This window comes from Chloracidobacterium sp. (genome assembly GCA_016720705.1).
GTDB lineage: Bacteria > Acidobacteriota > Blastocatellia > Pyrinomonadales > Pyrinomonadaceae > OLB17.
Genome location: JADKKB010000007.1, coordinates 2,097,866 through 2,123,859, shown reverse-complemented (window position 1 = coordinate 2,123,859; position 25,994 = coordinate 2,097,866). Strand labels below are relative to the sequence as shown.

Below are 25,994 nucleotides of genomic sequence, written 5' to 3'. Positions count from 1 at the left end.
CAAATAATACTCCAAGTTGGTACTACTTTTCTATTCTGGTTATAACTTCGTGACTGAAAATACTGAAACCATTTTTACCCGGGCATCACTTGCAAAGTGCACCCTCAAGCAGCGGCTATTCGTTTATGTAGCCGATCTGACGCTTTATTTACTGATCACGGGCATCAGTATGACAGTTCGTGTACGAACTACCGGAAAGGAGCATACTGACGCCATTGCCGCTCAGGGAAAAGTCCCTATCATCGCTGCCTGGCACGACAATATCTTTCTCGGCGTATATTATCTGCGCAACCGCCGCGTCGCGGGCCTTGCCTCATTGAGTTTCGACGGCGAATACATAGCCCGGTTGGTCCAACGACTTGGTTTCGGCGTCGTGCGTGGATCATCGTCACGCGGCGGTGCGGCGGCCCTGATAGAGATGGCACGCGTAATGCGTGACGGCTTCGAGATGTGTCTGACCGTCGACGGCCCGCGAGGCCCGCGTCATATTGCCAAATTTGGAGCCGTATCGCTTGCCAAAAGATCCGGTAATCCTATCGTCCCATTTGCGATCCGTCCCGACCGCTTTATCACACTGCGGAGTTGGGATCGGATGCTGATCCCGATCCCGTTCACATCGGCTGAAGCAGTTTTTGGCGAACCGATCTATGTTGCAGCCGACGGTGACGCCGACGATGATCGGGCACGGTTTGCCGAATTGCAATCAGCTCTCGATCGGATGGCCGGAGACTAGATCTTCTGCCTTTGGCATTTCAGGCTCGGCAGCAAAATAATTTGCCGCCATAAATATCACGGCGATCCAGACCATATCCGCCAAAAACAAGTGTCCGAGCTGCATCACTATCGGACCTAGCGATAAGAGCGTCGCCGCCCCGAATGCTATCTGGATCACGACCAACGCCGACACCGCCCCCGACCACCACCTGACGTCACCCGATGCCGGACGCCGCGATTTAAGCCATCCTGCAAGAAAAATAAGATATACGCCCGTCAGCACCGATAATATCGGATGACTCAAGCGTAGCCGAAGCACTACATTAGAGCTTGCCGAAAAGTCCTTTGCGATGCCCTCGGCGAGCGACGCTGACGGAAACAGCATATTGCTGAGTGCGGCGAGCGTGCCGCTCATCCCAACAAGTAAAAGTGCCGCAAACGCGATGGCAACTAGCACCACGACCTTACGTTCCGGGCGGGGTCCGAACTGCCGTTCACGCTTAGCGAGCCAGACGGTCATTACCAAAAATACGAGCAGGACAAACGTATTGACCAGATGGCCCATCGCCCAAAACGGACGGGTGTCCGTCACGGCAACGGCCGTATTGCCCGTCAGCACAAGACCCGCACCGACCGCCGCTTCGGTGATGACAAAAAAGACGGCACCGATCACCGAATAGAGAATGATCCGGCTCCGGCGATCCCGCATTTTCTGCCAGATACGGATCGCCCAGATCAGCAGGATCAGCATCAGAAATCCGTCGATCACGGTCGTCATTCGATGCGAAAACTCGATGACAGTCTTGAATTGCGGTGCCGAAGGTATCAACTCGCCGTTGCAGGTCAGCCAATGCTCGCCGCAGCCGTCACCGGACTTGGATGCACGCAGGAAAACGCCCCAAACGATCACGACGACATTCCACGCGAGAACGTACCATGCGTATTTGGCAAATCTGTCCAGTTTTGTTTCCTGTTTCATTTTGCTTAGAATATCACTTTTAGACACGGTCAAAAATGAAGCTCCGGCTCGCATCATTCTTATTTATAGAGTCCTTCGCGGCCAACGGCCTCGCGGACATACACCGTGGCCGGCGATCCAGACATAAGGCCGCGCGAGCCGGAGAGCGTATCGCGTGCCTGCAAATGAGGACAGCCCTGTGAGCCAAAAGGAACGCATCGACAAACTGCTACTTGCTCGCGGCTTTGCCGACTCACGCGCAAAGGCTCAGGCACTCGTGATGGCCGGCGTAGTGCTGGTCGGCGAAAAGCGTGTGGACAAGGCATCAGAGACCTTTGCCGCGGATGCGGTCATCCGCATCAAGGGCGACTCGCCGGAGACCAAATATGTCGGCCGCGGCGGACTAAAGCTCGAACGTGCTCTTGCGGACTTCGATATCGACCCGAGCGGCTACAACTGTCTCGACGTTGGATCGTCGACCGGTGGATTTACCGATTGCCTGCTGCAGCACGGTGCCGTCTCCGTCGTGGCGGTCGATGCCGGGACGAATCAACTCGTCTGGCGTCTGCGGACCGATGAGCGTGTCGACGTTCGCGAAAATACCAATGCACGCGAGCTCAAACCGGACGATTTCACGGCTCCGTTTGACCTGATCGTGATGGACGTTTCGTTCATCTCAGCCACCAAGATCCTCGCCGCACTCGTACCGCTTTTGACTGTGACCGGCAGGATAGTCATTCTCATAAAGCCGCAATTTGAGGTCGGCCGCGGCGAGGTCGGCAAGGGCGGAATTGTCAAAGATCCTGAAAAGCACGAACGCGTGGTCACCGAAGTAAATAACTTTGCCGAAAGCTGCGGCCTGACGGTCATCGGCACTATCGAATCGCCGATCTACGGTGCCGAGGGCAACAAGGAATTTCTATCCGCTTATGAGCGACGAGCTTAAGAATGCCGACGCCGGAGACGATGCTCGCCCCACTTTGGTTGAGGACGTCGACTACTATTTTGACGGCGGCCTGATGGTTCTGACCGAGCGTTTTCTGGTGAACCGCGGCTATTGTTGCGGCAATGGTTGCCGGCATTGCCCATACGGAGACGGCGGCGACCTAAAGTAAGTGGATCGCCATCTCGTTGGGCGACCAATCGTCAACTTCGACCTCGCGCGTCTGGGCCGAGTCCGAGTATCCGGAAGCTTCGGCATTCGCGATCGGATTTGAATAACGTATCGACGAGAGCGTTGTGTCGAGTACTCGGCGGACATCGCGGTCGAGGCCGTCGTCGATGCCGTAATATACCCATTTGCCGTCGCGCCGCGTCGAGACCAGTCCCGTACCGCGGAGGTACGCGAGATGCCGCGATATCTTGGGCTGACTTTCGCCCAAGGCGTCGGCCAGGTAGCCGACCGAAACCTCGCCGCCGGACATTAGCGACAACAGCCGCAGCCTGGTCTGATCCGACAGTGCCAGAAACAGTTTTTCGAGATCCGCAAAGACGACTTCGTTCATATTTCACCTCATCGAGTAATGTCATATTACGTTAACCATATATGTAACGCAACGATGGCGGCTAGTACCGGTACAACCATTCTTTGCCAAGGCTTTTGCCACAAGAGCGGCATTGGGCGTACGATATCCCAAGCATCAAGGAGCAATAGTTATCAATGAGTAAATCGTCGTTCTATACCGCCGCTGTCCACGCCGGCGATGATCACTCGGAGCACTTCGGGGCTCTGTCGGTGCCGATCTATTCGGCATCGGTATTTGCCTTTCCGGACGCTGACGAGGCGGCGGCGATCCACAACGAAGAAAAACCGGGCTACTATTACGGACGACTCGGCAATCCTACCCAGACGGCACTGGAATGCACCCTTGCCGAACTCGAAAACGCCGACTCGGCACTTGCCCTCGCCTCGGGGATGGCGGCGGTTTCGGCGGCGGTATTTACCGCCTGTAAGTACGGCGATCACATCATCGCTCCCGAATCGGGCTATTCGACGACGACGAACTTGCTGCACCACATCGGCGAACGGTTCGGCATAGAGAGCACCTTTGTCGACGCTGCCGACGCCGGCAATTACCAAGCTGCGATCCGGCCGAACACCAAACTGCTCTGGGTCGAGACACCGTCAAATCCACTACTCCGCGTGACAGATATCTCGGCCGTTGCGGCGATCGGTAAAGCGTGCGGTGCCGTGACGATCGTGGATAACACCTTCGCGACGCCCTTTAACCAACGCCCTTTGGCTCTCGGTGCCGATGCCTGCATCCACAGTGCGACCAAGTACCTCGGCGGCCATAGCGATCTGACCGCAGGGGTGATCGTCGGCGATAGTGCGTTTGTCGATGCCGCGCGTCAGGGTGCCAATAAATATTACGGCGGCAATATCGCTCCGCAGGTCGCGTGGCTCGTATCACGCGGCATCAAGACCCTCGCCCTCAGAATGGAGCGGCACAATTCCAATGCGATGGCGATCGCCGAGATGCTCGAGCGTCACCCGAAGGTCGCTGCCGTTCACTATCCGGGCCTTGCTTCGCATCAAAACCACGACATTGCCCGGCGGCAGATGCCGGGCGGTTTTGGTGGAATGATCGCTCTTGATGTCGGCAGCGTCGAGGCGGGCAAGGCGTTTGCCAATGCCGTCAAGCTCTGCACGCTCGCGACCTCGCTCGGCGGCGTCGAGACCATCCTGCAGCACTCGGCGTCGATGACCCACGCGACCATTCCGCGCGAAGACCGTCTGAAGGCGGGCATCACCGATGGGATGATCCGACTTTCGGTCGGGATCGAGGATGTCAAAGATCTATCGGCCGATATCGAGCAAGCTCTTGAGCGTATCTGATCGATACATATACGTTTGAGCGAATATAAAACACAATGTCTTACATTCTCGCATTAGATCAAGGCACGACCAGCAGCCGGGCGATCGTTTTTGACCACAGCGGCAATACCATTTCGGTCGGCCAAAAGGAATATACCCAGATCTATCCGCAAAGCGGTTGGGTCGAGCACGACGCGGACGAGATCTGGCGTTCGCAGGTCGAAACCGCCGTCGAGGCACTTGCCAAGGCCAACCTGACGGCGGCAGATATTACGGCGATCGGGATCACCAATCAACGCGAAACGACCGTCATCTGGGACCGGGCAACCGGCGTACCGATCCACAACGCCATCGTCTGGCAGGATCGCCGGACCGCCGATATCTGCGATGCGGCAAGGGCCGTTCACGGCGAAACTATCAAGCGAAAGACCGGGCTCGAGACCGACGCCTATTTCAGCGCGAGCAAGGTCAAATGGCTACTCGACAATGTCCCGGACGCTCGGCGGCGAGCTGAGAATGGCGAACTCGCATTCGGCACGATCGACACCTGGCTCGTATGGAAATTGACCGGCGGCCGACTCCATATCACCGATGTGTCGAACGCCTCGCGAACGATGCTTTTCGACATCAACACGCTCAAATGGGATGACGAGCTACTCGCAATATTTGACGTTCCGCGAGCGATATTGCCCGAGGTACGTTCGTCGTCCGAAGTGTACGGCGAGGTCGAAACGCCCAAGGAACTCAAGGGCATCGCCATCGCAGGCATCGCCGGCGACCAGCAGGCGGCACTCTTCGGCCAAGCGTGTTTTGCCGCCGGAGCTACTAAAAACACCTATGGCACTGGCTGCTTTATGCTGCAAAATGTCGGCACGTCGCCGGTCATCTCAGAGCACCGCCTGCTGTCGACCGTCGGCTGGCAGATCGGCGGCGTTACCGAATACGCCCTTGAAGGCAGCGTCTTTATCGGCGGTGCGGTCATCCAATGGCTCCGCGACGCACTAGGGATCATCGCGACGTCGTCCGAGGTCGAGGCACTTGCCGCATCGGTCGACGATAACGGAGGCGTCTATTTCGTTCCGGCATTTGCCGGGCTCGGATCGCCGTATTGGGATCAGGACGCTCGCGGGACGATCACGGGTTTGACTCGCGGCACCGGTAAAGCCCATATTGCCCGTGCAGCTGTCGAATCGATCGCGTTTCAGACGGCTGATCTGCTTACGGCAATGAACGCCGATTCGCACTCGACTCTACAAGAGCTACGCGTCGATGGCGGAGCGACCGCGAATAATGCTCTGCTGCAGTTTCAGGCAGACATCCTTCAGATACCGGTCGTCCGCTCGAAGACCGCCGAGACCACCGCACTCGGTTCCGCATACCTTGCCGGGCTCGCGGTCGGGTTTTGGTTGTCAAAGAACGATGTCGCCCATCACTGGCAGGCTGACCGGCGTTTCGAACCGCAGATGCCCGAGGCCGAGTCGATTGCCGCAATACAACGTTGGCACGAGGCTGTCAAACGTACGTTGCATTGTGAATCGTAAAATTCGGGAGCCTATGTTTAGGGCTCCCGAAAGTTTCAAATATAATGCCTAAACGTCTTCGCTCTCGCCTTTTGACTTGCTCATCTGCGGTGCGGCGGCCACGGTCGGTAGCGGCACACCGGCAGCATCGGCATTTGTCAGCGGCGAGTCGAGATCGGCATCCTCCGGCGTGTCCGCCACGATCATCTTGCCCGACTGTTTGGTGAAATACAGCATCTTGGTGTCATCGTCAAAATCGACCATCACCAGATCACCGGTCTCAACCTGCTCGGTCGCGACCAGATTTGACAGCGGATAGACCAGAAAACGCTCGATCGCACGCTTGAGGTGACGGGCACCATATTTGAGGTCGATGCCCTCGCTGAGCAAATATTCCTTTGCCTCGGTCGTGCATTCAAAGACAAATTTTGTTCCGGCCGACTCGGTTATGCGATCCTGAACGGCACGCAACTCGATGTCGAGTATCAACCGCAGGTGATGTTCCTTCAGGCTGCGAAATACCACGACCTTGTCGATGCGGTTCATAAATTCGGGTGAGAATTTACGTTTTGCGGCCTCGAGTGCGGTGCGGTAGATCTTGGTATCGATCTCGTTATCGGCCTTGACCTGATCGGTCTTGGTCGGGGCGAAACCGATGCCGCCCGAGATCATATCCGACATCTCACGGGCACCGAGATTGGACGTCATAACGACGACCGTTCGCGAAAAATCGACGCGGCGATTGTCGCCGAGCGTCAAGGTTGCCTTGTCGAGGATGCCGAGTAAAAGCTGCCACAGCGAATCGGACGCCTTTTCGATCTCGTCAAAGAGCACAAACGTGAGTTTGGTATCGTCCGTATGCGCCTTGTCGAGATTTTCCTGCGTCAGCATCGGCGAGGTTTCGCGATGGCCGAGGTATCCCGGAGGCGAGCCGATCAGTTTCGCGATCTCGTGCGAGTGCTGAAATTCGGCACAGTCGATCTTAACGACGGTGTACGGTTCGTTAAAGAGCACCTCGGACGCGGCCTCGACGACACGCGTTTTGCCGGAGCCGGTCGGCCCGAGAAACAGCAGTGTCCCGATCGGACGCGACGGATTATTCATCCCGGCGAGATAGATCTGAAACAGACCGCTCATACGCCGAACCGCACGTTCCTGACCGACGATCTGAGCCAAGAGTTTGTCTTCAAACTCGGCCGCTCGGGGACTTTTACGGTCGGGGTCGAGTAAAATACCCTTTGTCACCTTGTCTTTTTTGCTTGCCGTTTCCTCTTTCATCTCTAGCTCCTGGCCGGCCGCGATATCGGTGCCGGTACTTCAAAGACGTTGTCATCGTGAGAAATTTGCCGATAACGGGACAACCGTTATGTCGTCTATAATGATGACTTAAAAAGAATATTCGTTGGCTGGACTCTTAGGCCCGGAAGGTTAGCCCAGAGGTCTGAACCGAGTATGAAAGCCCGGCTCCAATCTTAGGATTAACACAACTTTTGCCTCTGATGCAACAAATAAACGCAAAAAAAATCGTCAAGATCTGGTATTACGGCTCTATTACGTGTTTGCGGTGGCGGACCGTGATCAACGATGCGTGATCGTCAACCAACCGCTAAGCGTGCCCGATGCTCCGCCGACGTTATAGCTCGGGAGCGAAGCTCGCGGGACCTCGACGATGTCGTACCACGGGTCGAGGAAGATCATTTTATGGTCGGCATCGATCTTCGTGAGCATTGTAAAATGGCCGCCGCCGCCGGACCACGCAATATGGGCGATTATCTTGGTTCGCTCGCCGAGGTATTTCCAGAAATAATCAAATATCTTATTTGGCGGAACTCCCGTACCGGCATACGACGGCACGCCCTCCGCGTTGAGCACATAAGCCAGATTCTCGGCCCCGGTGCCGCCCGCGGCGGTAAATTTACCGGGATAGTTCTGCGACAGTTGCCGGGCTCGCGACTCGGGGTCCATCATACAAGCCAGCTTGTAGAAACTCTCGGCCATCGCCACGCAGGCGGGGCCGCACGATTGTGACATTTCCTGATGCAGAAGGTAGTGTGTCCTGCCTCGGCTGTCTGTTCTAAATCTTGCACTCATTGGTTCGTCCTCACTTTAATCGTCCGTTTCGATTCCGACACTATCGGAGTTACTTTGTATTGACGGACACGAGGTCAAACTTTTGCCGAATACACTAATCGTAATATTCGAGCCCAAGATGAGTGATCAATTCTTCGCCCATCATATGCCGCAGGGTGTTTTTCAGCTTCATCAACTGGATAAAGATATCGTGCTCGGGGTACAGTCCCGGAGCGGTCTGCGGTGCCTTAAAGTAGAATGATAGCCACTCCTGGACGCCCTTCATCTCGGCACGCTGGGCAAGGTCCATAAACAGTGCCAGGTCCAGAGCAAGCGGTGCGGCGAGGATCGAGTCGCGGCAGAGAAAGTTGACCTTGATCTGCATCTTGTAGCCGAGCCAGCCAAAGATATCGATGTTGTCCCATCCCTCTTTGTTATCGCCGCGGGGCGGATAATAGTTGATCTTGACGACGTGCGAAAAATCACCGTAAAGGTCGGGGTAGACCTCGGGCTGGAATATGTGCTCGAGCACCGATAGCTTTGAAACCTCTTTCGACTTGAAATTTTCGGGATCGTCGAGCACCTCGCCGTCGCGGTTGCCGAGAATATTGGTCGAGTACCAACCGTCGAGGCCGAGCATACGCGATTTCAAGCCCGGTGCGAGGATGGTTTTCATCAGCGTCTGGCCGGTCTTAAAATCCTTGCCGCAGATGGCGACGCCGTGCTGTTCGGCGAGCGTGGTCAATGCCGGGATATCGACAGTCAGATTTGGGGCACCATTGGCAAAGGGCACGCCGGACTTGATCGCCGCATAAGCGTAGATCATCGACGGCGCGACCATCGGATCGCTGTCGTACATCGCCTTTTCGAGCGACTCGACGGTCTTATGGATCGCCGATTCCTCGATGTATATCTCGGTCGATGCGGCCCAGACCATCACCAGACGGCTGCAATTGTTGTCAGACTTAAACTTAGCGATGTCAGCGATCAACTGCTCCGCCAGATCCATCTTGTTCTTGCCGGTCTTGACGTTTTCGCCGGTGATGCGTTTGACGTAATTCTGCTCAAATACGGCCGACATAGGCTTGAGCGAGGAGAGCGGCTCAGAGAGCTGATTGATCAGATCCTTATCGAGCACGCCGGCATTCATCGCCGCGTCATACGCCGAATCGTGAAAAATATCCCAAGCGCCAAAGACGACATCATCGAGTGATGCGAGCGGCACAAAGTCGCTGATCTTCGGGCTGCGGTTATCGGTGCGCTTGCCGAGGCGGATCGTGCCGAGTTGGGTCAGTGACCCGACCGGCTCTGAGATGCCGCGTTTGACGGCCTCGACGCCGGCGATAAGGGTTGTGCTGACGGCGCCGAGCCCGACCAGCAATATTCCGAGTTTTCCTTCTGCGGGAGCGATGTCCACGCCTTTTTCGACCATTTTTTCCTCCGTGAAACTTAATAAAAAGAATAACTTTACATATATGTTAAGGCAAACGCCGCACGGGGTTAAGCCCGTCTTATTTCACCGTTTGGATTGTTTGGTGAATAGAAGAAGAGTTTACCCGAGGGGTTTTCGTGGAGCGACATCGCTATTGAGACGGCATCGACCTGGTCGTCGTGCTTGCCGTGTGGAAAGGCACAGAGTTCTTCGACAAAGGCACGGATCCAGTGGCCTCGGACGAGGCGTATGCGTCCTTGGTCGGCGAGGCTGATCCAGGAACCGGCCCTTTCGAGTTTATCGCCGCGGGCATCGACGCCGCGAAATGAGCGTCCGTTAAGGCGTGCGTCGCGGCGGAGCACCTGCATAAAGGCACGGCCGTGGAGGGCACTTTCGATGCCGTGTTCGGTATTTTGCTCCTTGCGTATACATTCGGAGATATAACGCGTTTGCTCCGGAAAGCCTATGCGTCGTCGGTATCCGCCGTCGATGTAGAGATAGCCCTCTGCGTCAAAGGCGATGCGGAACGATGCCGTGTAGTCGGCAGTGCGTTTGGTGGAAATGGCCAGATCGTAGCCGCGTTTCCATTTGAGGCCGGCCGGTGCCTGATCGACAATGTTCCGAAACCACTCGCGTTTGAAGACGTCGCCCTCGGCCGGTACAGGCCTTTGCTGATAGAGCGAGGCAAATGAGAGTTCGCCGACCCGTTCGCGCAGACGCTCAAAGTACTCCGCGGAGAAACGCTCCGGCCAGAGAGCCTCGCCGGGGCTTCGTCCGAGAGCGTCGGGAGGTGTTTCTACCGCGGAGACGCTGAGGCGCAGAGAAGAAGAGGAAGACGGAGAAGCAGCGGGAAGTATTAGATGAGATGAGCAACCGTCGATATCTGAAGTCTCACCCTCCTCACTGTCATTCTCCCCTCCGCGTCTCTGCGCCTCCGCGGTTACCCGTTCTTCCCACGTCTCAGCGAGGGCGGGCAGGCGGATGACGGTCCATTGGTCACCGCCGTCGGCCTGCTCCCTCAGCAGACGCCCGGCGAGGTCGTCTTCGTGCCAGCGGGTCTGTATGAGGATGATCGAGCCTTCGGGTTCGAGGCGGGTCGAGAGATCGTCCCTGAACCAGTTCCAGAGCCTTTCGCGAAGCACAGGGCTGCCGGCTTCGCTGCGGCCCTTGACCGGATCATCGATGATGATCAGATCGGCTCCGTAGCCCGTCACGCCCGCCCCTACGCCGACTGCCTTGAGGCCGCCGCCGACGGTCGTCTCCCACTCCGAGACGCGGTTTGCGGGCCTCGGCCGCGTGAACGGGAAGGGCGAAGCAGTGGAGGAGTTGGGGAGTGGAGGAGTGTGGGAGGCCGCTCTAGTTTTCGTACGGCCGTCTTCCCTACTCCGCTTCTCCCCATCTCCCCCACTCCCCATCATCTCTTCTCCCTCTTCTGCTTGTCCGCGTCTCTGAGCCTCTGCGGCAAAAGAATCCGCAAGCACTGTCCGGATCTTGCGGGAGAATAGATCGGCGAGCTTCTGATTGTAACTGCTGAGAATGACACGCATCGAAGGCCTCTGTTTAAGCCGCCAGGCAGCGTAGCGGACCGTGACGAGCTCTGATTTGCCGTGACGCGGCGGCATAAAGATCATCAGACGCTTACACTCGCCGTCCGTTACTTTTTGCAAGTGCTCGTACAGATACAACTGATGCCGAAGGTCCCAGTCCCAGGCCGACGGCATAGACTTAAGCCACGCGTGGAACGAGTCGGTTGAGTCTGGCGAGTCGGTTGAGTCGGGGATATGTATAGAACCGGGCCGTTCTTGTATCCCTTGCATCCGTGTTTTCCCTTTCAGCTGTTTTGAACGCCGTTCGGCCATTCGGCGCAGGCGTTTGGCTTTCTGGCGGTTGAACTTTGGTTTGGGCGACTCTAGAGCGGAAGGCCTGAGCGGCGTGTGTTCTCTTGCAAACGTGCGGCGGCTTGCGTATGCCGTGCCGCATCTTCCCTTTTTAGTGCCTTTCGCACCTTTCAAGGGCAGATCACCGTCCCAGCCGAAGCGTTCCGGCCAGCCCTGTGTGACAACGCCGCCGCGGGTGCGGGCGTACAGATTGCGTTTCGTAAACCCTCGCCAACCGCGCTCACGCATCTCGGACGCGATCCGCTCGTGTGCACCGCCGCCGTACCTTAAGTACAACTCTCGACAATCCGCGATCTTCTGCTGAGGGACTTTTGCGGCCATATATATAGCCTACCCCCGATCTCAACAAACGCGCTTTACGATATTTACGGGATTTATGAGATTTACGATGTTTATGAGATTTATGAGATTTATGAGATTTATGGAATTTATGATATTTACGGAAAGATGGGCGGTGTGGAAAAGAGTTTGGAATAATTGCGGTAATTGACCTATCATTGACCTATGCCCACACATTTTCGAGGTTCTTTTCGGCTACAGCTGTTCGCTCTGCTGACCATCTCTCTTGTAACAATTCAGACTGCACAGGCCGTTTCCGGGGTTGAGTTTTTTGCTGCACGGTCGTTTGGCGGCGACAATGCGATGTACTACGCCACGAGTGCCGGCGACTTTGACGGCGACGGCAAGGCGGACGTCGTCACGGCAAGTTACGACAAGCTCTACGTTTATTTCGGCGACGGGAGCGGCAATTTTGACGAATCGCCGCTGACGGTATATTCCTACACCAGCAGCAGTTACGTTTATCCCTTGGCGGCCGACTTTAATTCGGACGGGCGGTCTGATCTGGCATTTTTTCGAACGAACCCGCAGACGTCACAGCTGGCGATCGCCATCTATTTTGGCAACGCCGACCGAACATTTAAGCCGCCGGTTTTCAGCAGTCCGTCGCCGATGCCGAACGACCTGAAAGCCGTCGATATGGACCAGGACGGTAAACTCGACCTCGTCGGCCCGGCCCAAGCGTCGGGCAATAACCTGATCGTGACCTACAAGGGCGACCTGTTGGGCTCGTTTGTCGCCACAGATCAGGCCAATACAGGTGTGGCGGCGCGTTCGGTAGTTCCGCTCGATCTCGACAATGACGGCCTGATCGACCTTGCCTACGGCACATCGCAAGACCTCAGGGCGGTCCGCAATCTGGGCGGTGGTTCTTACGCCGCTCCGCAGACGATCGACACGATCGACTTTGGCTTTGCCTCCGTTCGCGGTGCCGACATCAATAACGACGGCAAGATCGACCTGATCGCGTCGCAGGCAGTGACGACGGCTCCGGTGGCGGCGGTCTGGCTCGGTGCGGGCGGGTTTACCTTTACACAGGCAGCCGACATTACTCTGAGTACAAACGAGCGGGCCTATCTGACCGAAGTCGCCGATCTCGATCTGGATGGAAGCAAGGACCTCGTTTTTTCGACGGCCAACCGGACGCTCATCCATCGCGGGCTCGGTAACGGAACATTTGCGGCGCAGACGGTCTATGCCGACGGCGGCGGCGGCGACGCATATGTACGCGATCTTAATAACGACGGCTTTCCGGACATCGTCGCGAACGAGTCGATCGAATTTGCCGTCATCGGATCAGGCAGTTTTTCGGTCCTTTTGAACCGCGGCAACGGGACATTCAGGTCGGCACCGACCATTAATTTTTTGAGCGGGACCAAGGACATCGAGATCGCTTATTTGAACGCCGACACGCTGCCTGACTTTGTCATCGTAAATCGCGGCGGCGGCGGCGGGCCGGGCCCGATCTATATCCTTGTCCAGGGCCAGGCGGCCGGGGCAGTGGACGGCAAGGCAAATTTCGAACGGGCCGAGATCATCCCTGAGGGCAAAGGCCTGGTCGATCCGGGCATTGACGGCTATGCGGCGGCCACGGGCGATTTCACTTCCGATGGGCGAACCGACATTATCGTTGTCGGCCACGGGGCAAATGGCGCCGCGCAAAACGCTTTGCTGCTGCGAAACCTCGGCAACAACACGTTTGCCACGTCCCTGTTGCAGTTTGGGACCGGCGACATATACGATGGCGTCGCCGCCGACGTGAGCGGTGACGGCAAACTCGATTTGATCACCACCGGATATGACGGCGTACTGGTTTCAATTGGCGTCGGCAACGGTACATTTCTGCCGCCGACCGCATACCTGTCGACGGTCGCGAGCAGCCGCATCATAGTCGCCGACCTCAATAACGACACCAAGAGCGACCTCGCTATACTTAATTACAATGCCAATACCATATCTATCCTGATCAACAACGGTTCGGGATCATTTACCGCATCGCCGACGATCTCGCTGGGCTCGGGACTGTTTGATATTGCCTGCGCCGATATGAACCGCGACGGTTATATTGACATCGTCGCAGCCAGAGACGCGGGCGTCACAGTTTTGCCGGGAGCGGGTAACGGTACGTTTGGCAGCGGCCTGAACTCTCAGATAACGCAGGCCTGGGCACTCCGCATCGCGATCGGCGACTGGAATCAGGACGGCGTTCCGGACGTCGGCGTCATCGCCGGCAGAAATACGATCGTAACGCTACTCAATAATGGACACGGCTCTCTCGGTCAGGAGCGGATGTGGACCGCCGGCGTCGAGGCCACGACCCTTACGACCGCCGATCTCGACAGCGATCAGAAGACCGACATCATAGCCGGATTTACCACATCGACCGCCGGTTACGTCAAGCTGTTTTACAATCAGACCGCACCCTCGGTTTTGACGCTCCCCGCTCCGTTCGATTTTGACGGTGACGGCAAGACCGATCTGTCCGTCTTTCGGCCCGGCGTGAGCGAATGGTGGATATCGAAAAGCGGCGGCTCAGGCGTATTTGCCGCTCAGTTTGGCTCGACGGGCGACCGGATCGCCCCGGCCGATTTTACCGGTGACGGCAAGGCCGATATCGCTCTGTGGCGGCCGTCAAGCGGGACGTGGTATGTGCTCAGAAGCGAGGATCTGACGTACTATGCGTTTCCCTTCGGCTCAGACGGCGACGTGCCGATGCCGGCGGATTATGACGGCGATGGCAAGGCCGACGCGGCCATTTTCCGGCCCGCGGGATCGACGTGGTATGTAAGGCGTTCGTCCGACTCGCAAATATCGATCACGCAATTCGGCGCAGCCGGCGACCGGCCCGTCGCAGCAGACTATGACGGCGACGGCAAGGCTGACATCGCCATCTTTCGCCCCGTCGGAGCGTCGGGTGCCGAATGGTGGATCTCGAGATCTACCGGCGGAACATATGCGGCCACATTTGGGACATCATCCGACCTGGCCGTGCCCGGCGACTGGACTGGAGACGGCAAAGCAGACATTGCGTTTTGGCGACCGAACGGCTTTTGGTACGTACTCAGGAGCGAGGATTCGTCGTATTACGCGTTCCCGTTCGGGTCAAACGGCGACGTGCCGTCAGCGGGCGATTTTGACGGCGACGGTAAGTTTGACGCAGCCATATTCCGCCAGCCCGGCAGCCAGTGGTTCATCGCCAACTCAGGCGGCGGAACCGTGATCACCCAATTCGGCGCCGCCGGCGACACGCCGGTTCCGTCAGCATTCGTGCGATAATGCCACGACGTTAGCTCTCGAAATGCGGGCTCGAAGATCTAAATCGGCTCGTTGCCCCGCCTCCTTGGTAACGTGGGGAGTTTGCGGGATTGATTGCTGAAAAGGTCGGGTGTTAGAATGTCAGGTGGCGTGGGTCTTGGCGAGCAGAGCTCGTTGATCGGGAGTTTGTTAATTTGTATCGAGTAAAGCTTTGCGTGCTGGTGGCAGCCCTGGTGCTGGGCCTGTTTGCTCTTTTCGCGGGGCCCGTGTCGGAGCGGGTCAGCGGGCGGAGCAGCTTTGCCGATCTGAATTCGCCGCTTCAACTCACCGCAACAGACTCGGTCTATGCGACCAAGGTCGGACTGCATTGGGAGCCAGTCGCTTACGCGACCGCGTACCGCATCTTTAGGGCGGTGACCAACGATCCGCAATCGGCAAGTTCGATCGGCACAACGCCCGCAAACTACTATTTTGACGCCACCGCGACCGCCGCTCAGCAATATTATTATTGGGTCCGTGCGGAAAACGCAGAGGCTGTCAGCCCGCTCAGTGCAGGCGATGCAGGGATGCGGGCGGTGGGCAACAATTCGCCGGGAGCTCCGTTTCCGCCGCTCGAACCGCCCAACGTGCCCACCGGAAATCCGATCACCGCGGCAAAAGCATATCTCGGCAAGACGCTATTTTGGGACGAACAGCTTTCGTCAACCAAAACGGTCTCGTGCGGCACATGTCATCGGCCGGCGGCCGGCGGCTCGGACCCGCGAACCGGCCCCGCCACACGGCATCCCGGGCCGGACAACACATTTAACACCATCGACGATATTTTCGGTTCGCCGGGCGTGCCCCAGAATGACGCTACCGGAGCGTATTCGCCGGCACCGTTATTTGGTATGGGGCTGCAAGTCACGAACCGCAAAGCTCCCTCATATCTGAACGGCGGATACACGGTGGACGGTATATTTTGGGATGGTCGGGCGAAAGATCAGTTTCGCGATCCGATCACCAACTCGGTGCTCCTATCAAGCTATGGCGGACTTGAGAGCCAGTCCGTTTTCCCGCCGATGTCCACCGCAGAGATGGGACACCTCGGCCGCGATTGGCCCTCGATAGTCGATCGGATCGGCAACTCACGGCCGCTGGCACTTGCTCACGATATACCCGCGGGGCTCTCAAACTGGCTCTCGGGCCGCGATTACGCACAGCTTTTTGCGGAAGCATTCGGTACGCCCGAGGTCACGCCGGCGCGCATCGCAATGGCGATCGCGACGCACGAGCGAACACTGTTTTCGGACCAGACGCCGCTTGACCGCTGGTCGGCGCAGCTCGAATCGCTGACTACGCAAGAGGAGCAAGGCCGCACGATATTCGTAGCTCAGCAATGTACTTTTTGCCACGGCGGGGCTCTGCTCTCGAATGATACTTTTCAAAACGTCGGCGTCCGCCCGACCACGGACGATCCGGGACGCGGAGCCCTCACCGGTATCGGCGCGGACATTGGGCGATTCAAAACGCCGCCGCTCAGAAATCTCGAACTCAGGGGCAACTACTTTCATACAGGCAGGTTTGCAGCGGTCGAGGACGTCGTCGAGTTTTACAACCGCGGCGGCGATTTTCCGGCTCCGAATGTCGATACGCGGGTTAGGCCGCTGAATCTGACGGTCGCACAGCGTGCCGCCCTCGTCGCCTTTCTCAAACGGCCGCTCACAGATCAGCGAGTCGCACAAGAATTGCCGCCCTTTGATCGGCCAAAGCTGTTTACCGAATCGGCGTTTGTCCCGACCATCTCAGGAACAGGCCGCGACGGAACCGCCGGCGTTCCGCCCAATGCCATCGCGATCGAGCCGCCCGTTGTCGGCAATGATCGATTTACGATCGCCGTTTCAAACACTGTCGGTGCGGCCTCGGCAGTGCTGGTGGTCGGAGCGGCTGATCCTGGAGTTGGTTCGACGATCCCCGCGGCGGGCTCGTTTGCACGCGTGCAAATGACGCTTTTGGGCGCCGGCGTTGAAAATGGTTTTGGCTCGGCAGTGCTCTCGATCCCCAATGACGCGGCGCTCATCGGCCAAACATTTTATGGCCGTTGGTACGTCACCGACACAGGCTCTGCAAATGGATTTTCGGTCTCGCGGCTGATCACATTTACAATTTTCGGTACGGCGGCGGCACGGCCGGCTCCGTTCGATTTTGACGGTGACCGCAAAACCGACATCTCGATCTATCGTCCGGCGGTCGGCGAATGGTGGTACGAGCGGTCGTCAAACGGCGGCAATTTCGCCGCTCAATTCGGCACATCGTCGGACCGGACGGCGCCAGCCGACTACACCGGCGACGGCAAGGCAGACATTGCGTTTTGGCGGCCGTCGAGCGGCACTTGGTTTGTGCTGCGCAGCGAGGATATGTCGTTTTACGCCTTTCCCTTCGGCACCGGCACGGACGTCACCGTTCCCGCCGATTACGACGGCGATGGAAAAGCCGACGCAGCAGTTTTTCGGCCTTCGACCAACACTTGGTACATCCAACGGTCTTCGGGCGGCACCGACATCATCGGATTTGGCTCCGCGGGTGATAAACCGGTCCCGGCGGATTACGACGGCGACGGCAATGCCGACATCGCGATCTTTCGGCCAAACGGTGCAAGCGGTGCCGAGTGGTGGATCCGCCGCAGTTCGAACGGCTCGGTTTTTGCGGCTACATTCGGCACGTCGACCGACAAGCCGGTCCAGGGCGACTATACCGGCGACGGCAAAGCCGACATCGCGTTTTGGCGGCCCGCGGACGGCAATTGGTTTGTGCTACGAAGCGAAGACCTCTCATTCTACTCATTCCCCTTCGGAGCAACCGGCGACATTCCCGTCGCAGGCGACTATGACGGCGACGGCAAGCAGGATGCAGGCGTATTCCGGCCATCGAATGCGACTTGGTTCGTCCAGCGATCCACCGCCGGCACCCTGATCCGACAATTCGGCATCGCGGGCGATCTGCCGATCCCGAATTCGTTCGTGCCTTGATCGATATCGGCGTGAGGAAATTTCACGCAAAGACGCTAAGATCGCAAAGAAGACAAAGAACTAGCTGCAATAAACGCGGTAGTCGATCTCGGCGAAAATATTGTCGCGGGATTCGATCTCGGTGAGAAGGGCGAGGTCGTCGGAAGTGAGTTCGCGGTTGTACGACTCGGCACGCTCGTTCACACTCGCGTCTCCGCCATCTGTATTACGGTCGAGCATTTCGGCGAGAAGGTCGAAGCGTTGGATGTGCGAACGAAAGCGGCGGGTCGAGTATTCGACCGTTGTGCCCTGATATATCTGAAACGCCCAGTCGGACGATTGGGCAAGCAGCAGTTCGCGGGCCATTTGGTTGAGAATGCGATTGGCCGGAACGCGGGCGCCCTCGCCTGCAACGCCGGTTCCTCCGGCGTGAGCACCGCTGGCCGCCGAAGCGGCGTCCATGCCGACGAGGGCGTCGGCGTTCCCGGCGAATTTATTCGCGAACTCGGTCATCCGCCGTTCGGCGTCGTGCTGATACGGATACATCCACGCGTTGGCCTCGTTGATCCACACCTTGTAATAGCCGTTTTCGCCCCACGATGATGCAGTCGGCTGTTGGACCTGAATGGGCAGGCCCGAGTCGAGAAAATCGCCGGGTGTGATGCATTCGATCTCGTTTTGATCGAAATGTATCTTCTTAAAGAAAAAATCTATAAACTGCGGACCCTCAAACCACCAATGGCCGTAAAGCTCTGCGTCGTAGGGGCTTACGACGAGCGGCGGATGGCCCTCAAAGGTCTCGCGGAGCAGTTTTGCCTGCTTGATGCGTTCGCCGATAAAGTGCGAGGCATTCTCGGCGGCCTTGTCTCGGGCAAGCGAGGGGATGTACGGTTGCTTGCGGTTTTGCGGCACATCGCGGCCCGTAATGCGATAATATTTGAGCCCGAGATGACGGCGGCTTCCGTCTTCGTGAAGGTGCGGTTTTAGGTATTCAAGCGGAGCGTCCCAACCGATATCGCGGTAAAACTCGCGGTACAGATCGTTGCCCGGATAACCGACCTCGGCGGACCAGACCTGCTGACTCGTCTCAACATCGCGGGCAAAAACGGCCGTTCCATTGGGGCAAACTACGGGCGCGTGGACGCCGTATCGCGGCCGCGGATCGCCGTAGAGTATCGCGTGCGTGTCGGATATGAAATATTCGATGCCGTAGTCCTTGAGCAGGTCTTCGACGCCGGGTTCGTATGCACACTCGGCGAGCCAAATACCGCGGGGTTGGCGGCCGAAATGCTTTTTATAATTATCGACGGCGATCCGCACCTGTGCCCTTCGCGATTCCTGCGTAGAGATGAGCGGCATAAAGCCGTGGGTCGCGCAGCAAGTGATGATCTCGATGACGCCCTCGTCCTGCAGTTCGCGAAAGGCGTTGATCAGATTGCGGCCGTAGCGGTCATTCCAGAGGTGCAGCGACGATGTGAGATTATCGACATACATCTGGGCGACATCGCGAAACTCCTGTGTCTCGGCAAGCGTGCGTTGGAGCTCTTTGCGGGCAAGCTCGAGCAGATTTTCGAGGTGGCGTGTGTAGCGCTCCTGCAATAGTGGGTCCGCGAGCATCTCGCACAAAGGCGGCGAGACATTCATCGCCAGACGCGGCTTCATCCCGCCCTCGTGTAGCGATTGAAAAATGAATATTAACGGTAGATAGACCTCGGTGATCGCCTCGTAGAGCCAATCTTCTTCCAAAAACTCGGGGTACTCAGGATGCCGGACAAAGGGCAGATGAGCGTGAAGAATGAGGCTGAAATATCCTGTCGGCATAGAAAGTAAGCTGTCAGCGGTGGATCGTTAGCAGTATTATTCAGGTGCTTATCGATTACTGCTATACGTAAGCTGTCCCAAAGCCGTCTGACGCTTTATTCGGTTATAAGGTGCTTGATCTTTTTACTGACTTTTGAAAACAAGTCACTTTTCACCACACTAAATTTCTTTAAGACCTTATCCTGGTGGATGGTGAATAATTTATGGGCCTTGACTACAGAACGTTCGGGCAAGATACCGACATCCAGATCATCATTATTGAGTTCTATCGAATAGGCGTCCTTGCGCAGATTGCTCGTGATAACGCAGACAACAATGTCGTGAAATTGCCGATTGTAGTCGTCATTTGATACGACCAGCACGGGACGGCGTTTCGAGCTGCTAAGATCCGAGTACGGAAACGGCACGAGGACGATATCTTTCTGATTACACTTTATCCCAGGCACTTTCCTCATTCTCCCAAGCATTGTTAACCGCGAATTCGGTCAGATCGTCAGTGTTGTCGCCCAAATAAAGGCCATATTTATCCTGATAAAGATAATCCACGAGCCTATTTAGCTTTTTCAGCAACTCGGTGTCCTTGAGCATCGACAACTCGTCTTGCAGGCGTTGATATTCTGAAACCGGGATCTCCATCATTTGCATAGTCCTCTAATGATAGCAAAGAATCAGGCTAAAGAAAGAAAAAAGATGGGGTATCAAATCGATATCCCATCCCTTGCAATTCTCCGGAATTAGTCTACCGTCCGATCGAAAACGAACTCACCGGATTGTATCGCGGTGCGTATTTTGGTGAAACGGTACGGGTCGAAGCAGTTCGCGTTTTGAGCGTTTTCGGAAAGTTGATAAGGCTGGCACCGTACACCGCGGGGCCGAAATCATCTTCGAAAAACTCGCTTTCGTCGATATCGAAATGCTCTGTAAGCGCATTCATCGCCTTGCCCGCCTCGATCGATGCTACATTCGCCTGCAGGATCGCGAAGAGAGCCGGACTGATCTTGAACCGCAGTTCTTCGAGCGTCGATCCGGCGGCAAGCGCCATCATTGCGTAGCGAATATCATCACCCGCGACACCACTCAGGTCGTGGCCCGTGCCGCCGACAAGGTCGGCAAATGCCCGATGCGTGGCACTCTCGGACGCAACGAAATTGTCGCCCGCGACCGCTACGTCAAAGGCGTCGCGGGTAAACCCTGCAACATCGAGCACCTCGGCGAACTTGGCCGCCGACACTCGCCAATCGGATTCGGCCGCAGAGCGCGGACTCGGCGCCCGCCGCGGTGTCTCGACGGTATTTGAGTAAATAATGCGAAAATACGGGCGGTTCGTGGCGTAAAACCCAAGCTCGGCGGTGTAGGAACCGTTGGGCTCGACGTTGAACCACCAGTCGCCCTCGGCGTCACACAGCGTGATCTCTTCGCGGCCGTGATGATTGTCTATGAGCTTTACGACGAGAGCATAACTGCCGAGATCATTGCCGAAAACGCTACGGAGCGTGGCCCATGGGTTTTCGCGAAGTGACCAGTAAAAATAGAGCCGTGTCGGTGTCTGCATCTGCAGACGGGCGCGGTTTTCGCGTTTGAGGTCGGGCAGTTCGACGTCGGCGAGTATCTTAAATACCGGCGACATCTCGGCCAAAGGGTCTACGGCGACGGTCACCAACGTTTCGTCGGGCGTGTCCGTTTTCAACGTTTTTTTGACCGGCTTTTTACCTGCTTTGACCGTTTTTGCGGCCGTGGCGGCGACTGTCGCCTTGGCCTTTTTGGCCGTTTTGGCGGCCGCTTTGACCGGTGAGGTCGCCTCGGCGAGCTCCGCAAAGGGATCGGCAGCGACTGCTTTCGCCCTTCGCTTCAATGGTTTAGCCGTGGGCTCGACGATCTTCGCTGTCGGCTTTGCCGGCTTTACTGCCTTGGCGACTGTCTTCTTGGCGGCGGGCTTCTTCGGCTCGCCCGGTTCGGCAACTGCGGCAAACGGCTCAGCCGCATCCGCCTTTAATATCTCTGACTTTTTGGCCGCCGGCTTGCGGGCAGCACTCTTTTTTGTCGACACTGTAGACTCCATAATTCAAAAACCGCAAACATAAAGTATGCGGTCTTTCGGCACAAGTTACAAGCTGTTTTTAGATTTTCACCGATCTTTAGGGCATCGGGGTGGTCACGGACTTGATCTTGACCTCGATCTTGCCGTAGGTGGTGTCGATGCGGCCGCGGACTGGGATCCGGCGGGCGTCGTCGGTTATCCAGATCAGCATATTGCCCTTTTGCTCGATCAGACGGTCCTTGCCGAAGACGAGCGGCTCGACGCGAAAGCACATTATCTTGCCGAGTTCGGACTTCTGAATTTCGCGGGCCGTGACGCGGATCGGCACCTTATATATAAGGCCCGAATCGCTGATCAACATATCAAACGACGCTCCGACCGCGAGCGGCAGAGAGCGTAGAGCGTAGATGCCTGAGACCAGGTCGTACACAGACGAATTTGTCATTTCCGAAGCGATGCGGCGCGGCGGACGATTGGGGTCCAGGGGGTCGGTCTCGATGTATGTGACACGGCCCTCGCTGTAGTCAAAATCGGCGATGCTGTCGCGGACGCGTTCCTTCTGCACGTCGTGCTTGGTCGTCTTGAGGATGCGCATCAGGTCGCCATCGACGACCGATTCGTACTGCTGTAAAAAGCTGAAACGAAAGAGCTTAAGCAACGTGCCCTTAGATGTCGCCTCGGTCTTGATGACAAAATTGCTCGTATCCGGCACGCGGCTCACGTCAAACTTGAGTTCGGCGACCGATAGACCCTGAATTATCTTGCTGAGTTTGCCCTCGTAGCGAAAGGCCTCACCGTCAACAAACTTGAACGGTGCCGGCTTGCCGGGCGGCGGCGCCTGGGCGAAGGCGTACGAGACGGCAAACGCCGAGAGCAATGCGATCACGATCGATCTTCTAAATGTTCTTAACATCTGTTTAGGTCAGTACTGAAAATACGCCTTGGTCACCAGAAATGCCATCACGGCGGCGGCACCGAGTGCTGCCCGGTACTCGCGGCTTTTCAAGTATAGCTGAAAATCAAATTTGCCGTCCATATTTCGCCAAGGCCTGATCCGCGGCAAGATCGCCGGGACATTTCGCTTGTATTCGGTAAATTCGTCGCCGAATAGCGCCAGCAGATCACCTTCTTCGACGTTTACGACGGGAATATAGATGCACGCCATCAGAATTATCAGCAGAACGCCGAGCCACCAGACACCCGAGGCAACACCGACGCCGATGCACAAAAATAAGCTGCCGGCGTAGAGCGGATTGCGAACGTGGGCGTACGGCCCGAGCGTGGCGAGCACCGACGCCTTACGAAGATGTCCGACCGCCCAGGCCCGAAGTGCGAGACCGAGGACGACCGCCGAACCGCCGGAGGCGAGCGATAGAGGCGTCGGTACGGCAAATATGAACAACGCAAGGGCAAACGGTATCGCGAGGGGAACGCGTATCCGCTGGAGCCATCTTTTATTGAAACGTACCATCGCAGAGATGCTGTCAATTAGGTGCCGATCCGCTGGCGGACCGCGTTAAAGACGGTCTCGACGCTGATATCCATACAGATCCATTTATCGCACGTCCGGCGGTGACAGTCGATGCGGCAATCGATGTCGTCGCGGCTGACGCAGATATCACCGGCGGCGAGGCTGCCATTGCGCCACCATTCGGTCGGGCCGAAAATGCCGACTGTCGGAGCACCGGCGGCAATGGCGATGTGGGTCGGCCCGGTATCGCCGCCGATATAAACAGCCGCACGGCGAGCGATCTCGTAAAAGCCTCTGAGGCTCGGCTCGGCCAGGGTCAGCCTGCCCGTTCGGCTGGCCGCGGCTACGCGCTCGGCAAGCTCAGATTCGGCAGGGCCGGTCGCAACGAGCGATGTCATTCCGGTCTCGTCATAAATGCGGTCGGCAAGTTGGCCAAACTTTTCGGCGTGCCAGAGCTTGGTGACCCAACCGCCGCCCGGATTAAGTATCGCAAATCGCTCGCCCATTTGGCTGAGAATGGCGTCGGCCTCGGCGCGGTGCTCGTCCGTTGTGGCGATCGGAAACTCGAGCCGCGTGTCGTCGTACGCAAAGTCGAGGGCTCCGGCAGCGAGATGGAGATTTTTGCGAATAACGTGGGATTTATCGGGCGTTTTGACCGTATCGGTGAGCAAGAATCGCCCCGCCGGTTCACGCAGGCCCAAACGCGAAAAGCCCCAACGCCGCTTGGCGCCCGAGATCTTGGCGATCACGGCTGACTTGATCAGCCCCTGAAGGTCGATAGCGATGTCGTATTTTCGCTGCCGTATGAGCTTGGCCTGCTTGGTCATATCGAGCAAGATCTCGTCGATCACCTTGCCGCCGCGCATCGATCGCGTGTCGATCTCGATCAGATGATCGACCACCGAACTGCCCCGCACGATCTCAGCCGAACGCTGCTCGACGACCCAAGATATCTCGGCGTCGGGCAGATTAGCACGGATCGCCGCGACCGCCGGCAGAGCGTGGACGATATCGCCGATCGCACTTAATTTAACGATAAGGATCCGCATCGGTCTTAATGATAGATCGAATGACGTAAATATATAAATCAGCTATATAGATCAGCGTGCGCGGCAGTTTGCTTTCGCCTCGGTCTCCGGGTCGGCGGTCGATGCCCGGGCGTGTGTAAAAAGAGTTGGCCATACTTGAGCCTTTTTTGCGCAGATATACGCGTAGTATGTTGGAGGACGGTGCGTGTTGGGGAATAACTGTCAATAACAACGATGGACTTGCGACATCTGCGACGATCTATGCGTAATGGATCGATCACTTAGAGCTTCGAGCGAGACTTCGGCCCGATCGACGATCGCCCGAAGGGCCTCAGGAAAAAATATATGACGAAGAATATTCAGCTTTCCGTAAAAACCATTGTGCAAACGTTGGTATTCGCGATGATTTGCCTTACCGCGGCGACCGCCGAGGCTCAGACTTACAACACATACGCCGGTGGATATAACGGAGGCTACGGCACGGTCTGGCGAAATCCCGGTTCGGCGATGCTCTCGCAGGTGATCCAGGCAAATGCTAACGCCTGGCGTGCAAAAAACAAGGTCGCGGCACCGCGGTCCGGCGCAAATCGTGGAAATGCCGCGGCGACCGCGGTTAGCTCGAAACCAACGGCATCGAGCCCGTCTCAAAATACCGGCATCAGCTACGCCGTGTTCAAGCCCGATGCCGCGGTCGACACGGCCAAACTCCTGGCCGACAGCCTTGGCACGACCCGCGAAGAAAAAGCCCTGCTTGCGGCGGTTTTCAAGCAGACCAAAACGTCTTTTGAGACTGCGGCGGCCGCCAAAGGGTGGAAGAATAATTACGCCGGAGCAATGACATTCTTTGTCGTGACGGCGGTAACGGTCTATCGCGACGGGCCTGAGCCAAGCGAGGCGGGTGCCGATAATTTCTTTAACGGATTTAGTCAGGTCATCGACAGCGTGCCCGAATTTGCCAAGATCCCGAATCGCGAAAAACAGGACTATTACAACAAATTGATCGGCTTCAGCGGTCTTCTGCTAGCCGGATATAACGAAGGTAAGCAAACCAATAACCGCGAAACACTCAAGGCGTACAAGCAAATTGCGGGTATGTTGATCGAGATGATCTTAAAGACTGATCCGAATAACATAAACGTCTCCGGCGGAAATATCGAATTTCGCTAGTGTCCAAACTGCAATAGATTTTGCCCGACACCGATGCGTTAGGTGCGGGATCAATTGGCCAAGCCAAGAATACTCGGCTGGCTAAAAACTTGAGTCTCAGTCATCTGAACTCTGGGTTTCTATGATCCTTTGTCCCAAAAGCGGACATCTCACCTATTACAAATTTCGGATGTATAAAGTGCTAACTATACTAATGAACATTCAGTCTTTACATTGAGCGATATTCGATATAAAATGCGACCCATTCGCGACGATCTACTCGGAGGATGATGTTATGCAAAAAGCAGTTCAATTATTATTAACGGCAATTTTGGTCATTGCGTTTTTCGGAGCCTATTCAGGGTACGATCGGTCGGAGCGGCCCGCCTGACCGCGTGAATATGAGTAATGTAGTCCCATAAAAAGGGTTGAATTTTCGGTAGATCGGTCTATCTATGAAGAAACGGCGCATTAATAAAAACAGATACGATTATCAGCG

21 protein-coding genes are annotated in these 25,994 nt (G+C 56.7%); 8 read left to right on the top strand and 13 right to left on the bottom strand.

Features of this window, described 5'->3' with window-relative positions:
- Nucleotides 1–49: 49 nt before the first annotated feature.
- Entirely contained in the window at nt 50–733 is a 684-nt protein-coding gene (locus tag IPQ00_16495; GenBank protein ID MBL0242165.1) for a lysophospholipid acyltransferase family protein, read from the top strand.
- Here the strand turns inward: IPQ00_16495 and IPQ00_16490 are convergent.
- Nucleotides 704–1,693: a COX15/CtaA family protein gene (locus IPQ00_16490; protein ID MBL0242164.1), complete on the bottom strand. Its 990-nt coding sequence runs from the start codon at nt 1,691–1,693 to the stop codon at nt 704–706. The two genes, IPQ00_16495 and IPQ00_16490, sit on opposite strands and share 30 nt — an antisense overlap.
- Before the next feature lie 178 nt (nt 1,694–1,871).
- Between IPQ00_16490 and IPQ00_16485 the strand changes: the two genes are divergently transcribed.
- Together IPQ00_16485 and IPQ00_16480 are read left to right on the top strand one after the other, a co-directional pair.
- On the top strand, nt 1,872–2,618 hold the full coding sequence (locus IPQ00_16485; protein ID MBL0242163.1) for a TlyA family RNA methyltransferase: 747 nt from the start codon (nt 1,872–1,874) through the stop codon (nt 2,616–2,618).
- On the top strand, nt 2,602–2,787 hold the full coding sequence (locus IPQ00_16480) for a hypothetical protein (GenBank protein MBL0242162.1): 186 nt from the start codon (nt 2,602–2,604) through the stop codon (nt 2,785–2,787). The genes IPQ00_16485 and IPQ00_16480 overlap by 17 nt, the downstream gene beginning before the upstream one ends.
- On the opposite strand, the gene IPQ00_16475 is transcribed toward IPQ00_16480, so the two are convergent.
- Nucleotides 2,779–3,177: a metalloregulator ArsR/SmtB family transcription factor gene (locus IPQ00_16475; GenBank protein MBL0242161.1), complete on the bottom strand. Its 399-nt coding sequence runs from the start codon at nt 3,175–3,177 to the stop codon at nt 2,779–2,781. The two genes, IPQ00_16480 and IPQ00_16475, sit on opposite strands and share 9 nt — an antisense overlap.
- Before the next feature lie 155 nt (nt 3,178–3,332).
- Between IPQ00_16475 and IPQ00_16470 the strand changes: the two genes are divergently transcribed.
- Together IPQ00_16470 and glpK are read left to right on the top strand one after the other, a co-directional pair.
- A complete protein-coding gene (locus IPQ00_16470; protein MBL0242160.1) occupies nt 3,333–4,511 on the top strand; it encodes a PLP-dependent transferase in 1,179 nt (392 codons plus the stop codon).
- A 35-nt stretch (nt 4,512–4,546) separates the two neighbouring features.
- Nucleotides 4,547–6,031, top strand: coding sequence for a glycerol kinase GlpK (gene glpK, locus IPQ00_16465; GenBank protein ID MBL0242159.1), 1,485 nt, complete (start codon nt 4,547–4,549; stop codon nt 6,029–6,031).
- A gap of 48 nt (nt 6,032–6,079) precedes the next feature.
- On the opposite strand, the gene IPQ00_16460 is transcribed toward glpK, so the two are convergent.
- From IPQ00_16460 to terL, 4 genes are all read right to left on the bottom strand, one after another.
- A complete protein-coding gene (locus tag IPQ00_16460) occupies nt 6,080–7,288 on the bottom strand; it encodes an ATP-dependent Clp protease ATP-binding subunit (GenBank protein ID MBL0242158.1) in 1,209 nt (402 codons plus the stop codon).
- Nucleotides 7,289–7,588: 300 nt separating this feature from the next.
- Nucleotides 7,589–8,101 (bottom strand): hypothetical protein, encoded by a 513-nt coding sequence (locus IPQ00_16455; protein MBL0242157.1) that lies wholly within the window; start codon nt 8,099–8,101, stop codon nt 7,589–7,591.
- Nucleotides 8,102–8,195: 94 nt separating this feature from the next.
- Nucleotides 8,196–9,512, bottom strand: a complete 1,317-nt coding sequence (locus tag IPQ00_16450) for an inositol-3-phosphate synthase (GenBank protein MBL0242156.1) — start codon at nt 9,510–9,512, stop codon at nt 8,196–8,198.
- Between the two features lie 68 nt (nt 9,513–9,580).
- Nucleotides 9,581–11,731: a phage terminase large subunit gene (terL, locus tag IPQ00_16445; protein ID MBL0242155.1), complete on the bottom strand. Its 2,151-nt coding sequence runs from the start codon at nt 11,729–11,731 to the stop codon at nt 9,581–9,583.
- A 183-nt stretch (nt 11,732–11,914) separates the two neighbouring features.
- On the opposite strand from terL, the gene IPQ00_16440 reads away from it, so the two are divergent.
- Nucleotides 11,915–15,025, top strand: coding sequence for a VCBS repeat-containing protein (locus IPQ00_16440; protein ID MBL0242154.1), 3,111 nt, complete (start codon nt 11,915–11,917; stop codon nt 15,023–15,025).
- Nucleotides 15,026–15,198: 173 nt separating this feature from the next.
- Nucleotides 15,199–18,012 (top strand): VCBS repeat-containing protein, encoded by a 2,814-nt coding sequence (locus tag IPQ00_16435; GenBank protein MBL0242153.1) that lies wholly within the window; start codon nt 15,199–15,201, stop codon nt 18,010–18,012.
- A gap of 60 nt (nt 18,013–18,072) precedes the next feature.
- Here IPQ00_16435 and IPQ00_16430 read toward each other — a convergent pair whose 3' ends face one another.
- From IPQ00_16430 to waaC, 7 genes are all read right to left on the bottom strand, one after another.
- A complete protein-coding gene (locus IPQ00_16430; GenBank protein ID MBL0242152.1) occupies nt 18,073–19,812 on the bottom strand; it encodes a DUF1957 domain-containing protein in 1,740 nt (579 codons plus the stop codon).
- A 95-nt stretch (nt 19,813–19,907) separates the two neighbouring features.
- Nucleotides 19,908–20,267, bottom strand: a complete 360-nt coding sequence (locus IPQ00_16425; GenBank protein ID MBL0242151.1) for a type II toxin-antitoxin system PemK/MazF family toxin — start codon at nt 20,265–20,267, stop codon at nt 19,908–19,910.
- Nucleotides 20,239–20,451, bottom strand: a complete 213-nt coding sequence (locus tag IPQ00_16420) for a hypothetical protein (protein ID MBL0242150.1) — start codon at nt 20,449–20,451, stop codon at nt 20,239–20,241. Before IPQ00_16420 ends, IPQ00_16425 begins: the two co-directional genes overlap by 29 nt.
- 100 nt (nt 20,452–20,551) lie before the next feature.
- Nucleotides 20,552–21,859, bottom strand: a complete 1,308-nt coding sequence (locus IPQ00_16415; GenBank protein MBL0242149.1) for a DUF4912 domain-containing protein — start codon at nt 21,857–21,859, stop codon at nt 20,552–20,554.
- A gap of 88 nt (nt 21,860–21,947) precedes the next feature.
- Entirely contained in the window at nt 21,948–22,763 is an 816-nt protein-coding gene (locus IPQ00_16410; GenBank protein ID MBL0242148.1) for a DUF3108 domain-containing protein, read from the bottom strand.
- A 9-nt stretch (nt 22,764–22,772) separates the two neighbouring features.
- Entirely contained in the window at nt 22,773–23,321 is a 549-nt protein-coding gene (locus tag IPQ00_16405) for an isoprenylcysteine carboxylmethyltransferase family protein (protein ID MBL0242147.1), read from the bottom strand.
- A gap of 17 nt (nt 23,322–23,338) precedes the next feature.
- Entirely contained in the window at nt 23,339–24,370 is a 1,032-nt protein-coding gene (waaC, locus tag IPQ00_16400) for a lipopolysaccharide heptosyltransferase I (protein MBL0242146.1), read from the bottom strand.
- A 324-nt stretch (nt 24,371–24,694) separates the two neighbouring features.
- On the opposite strand from waaC, the gene IPQ00_16395 reads away from it, so the two are divergent.
- Complete coding sequence (locus IPQ00_16395; GenBank protein MBL0242145.1) at nt 24,695–25,516, top strand: hypothetical protein; 822 nt, start codon at nt 24,695–24,697, stop codon at nt 25,514–25,516.
- Nucleotides 25,517–25,994 lie beyond the last annotated feature (478 nt).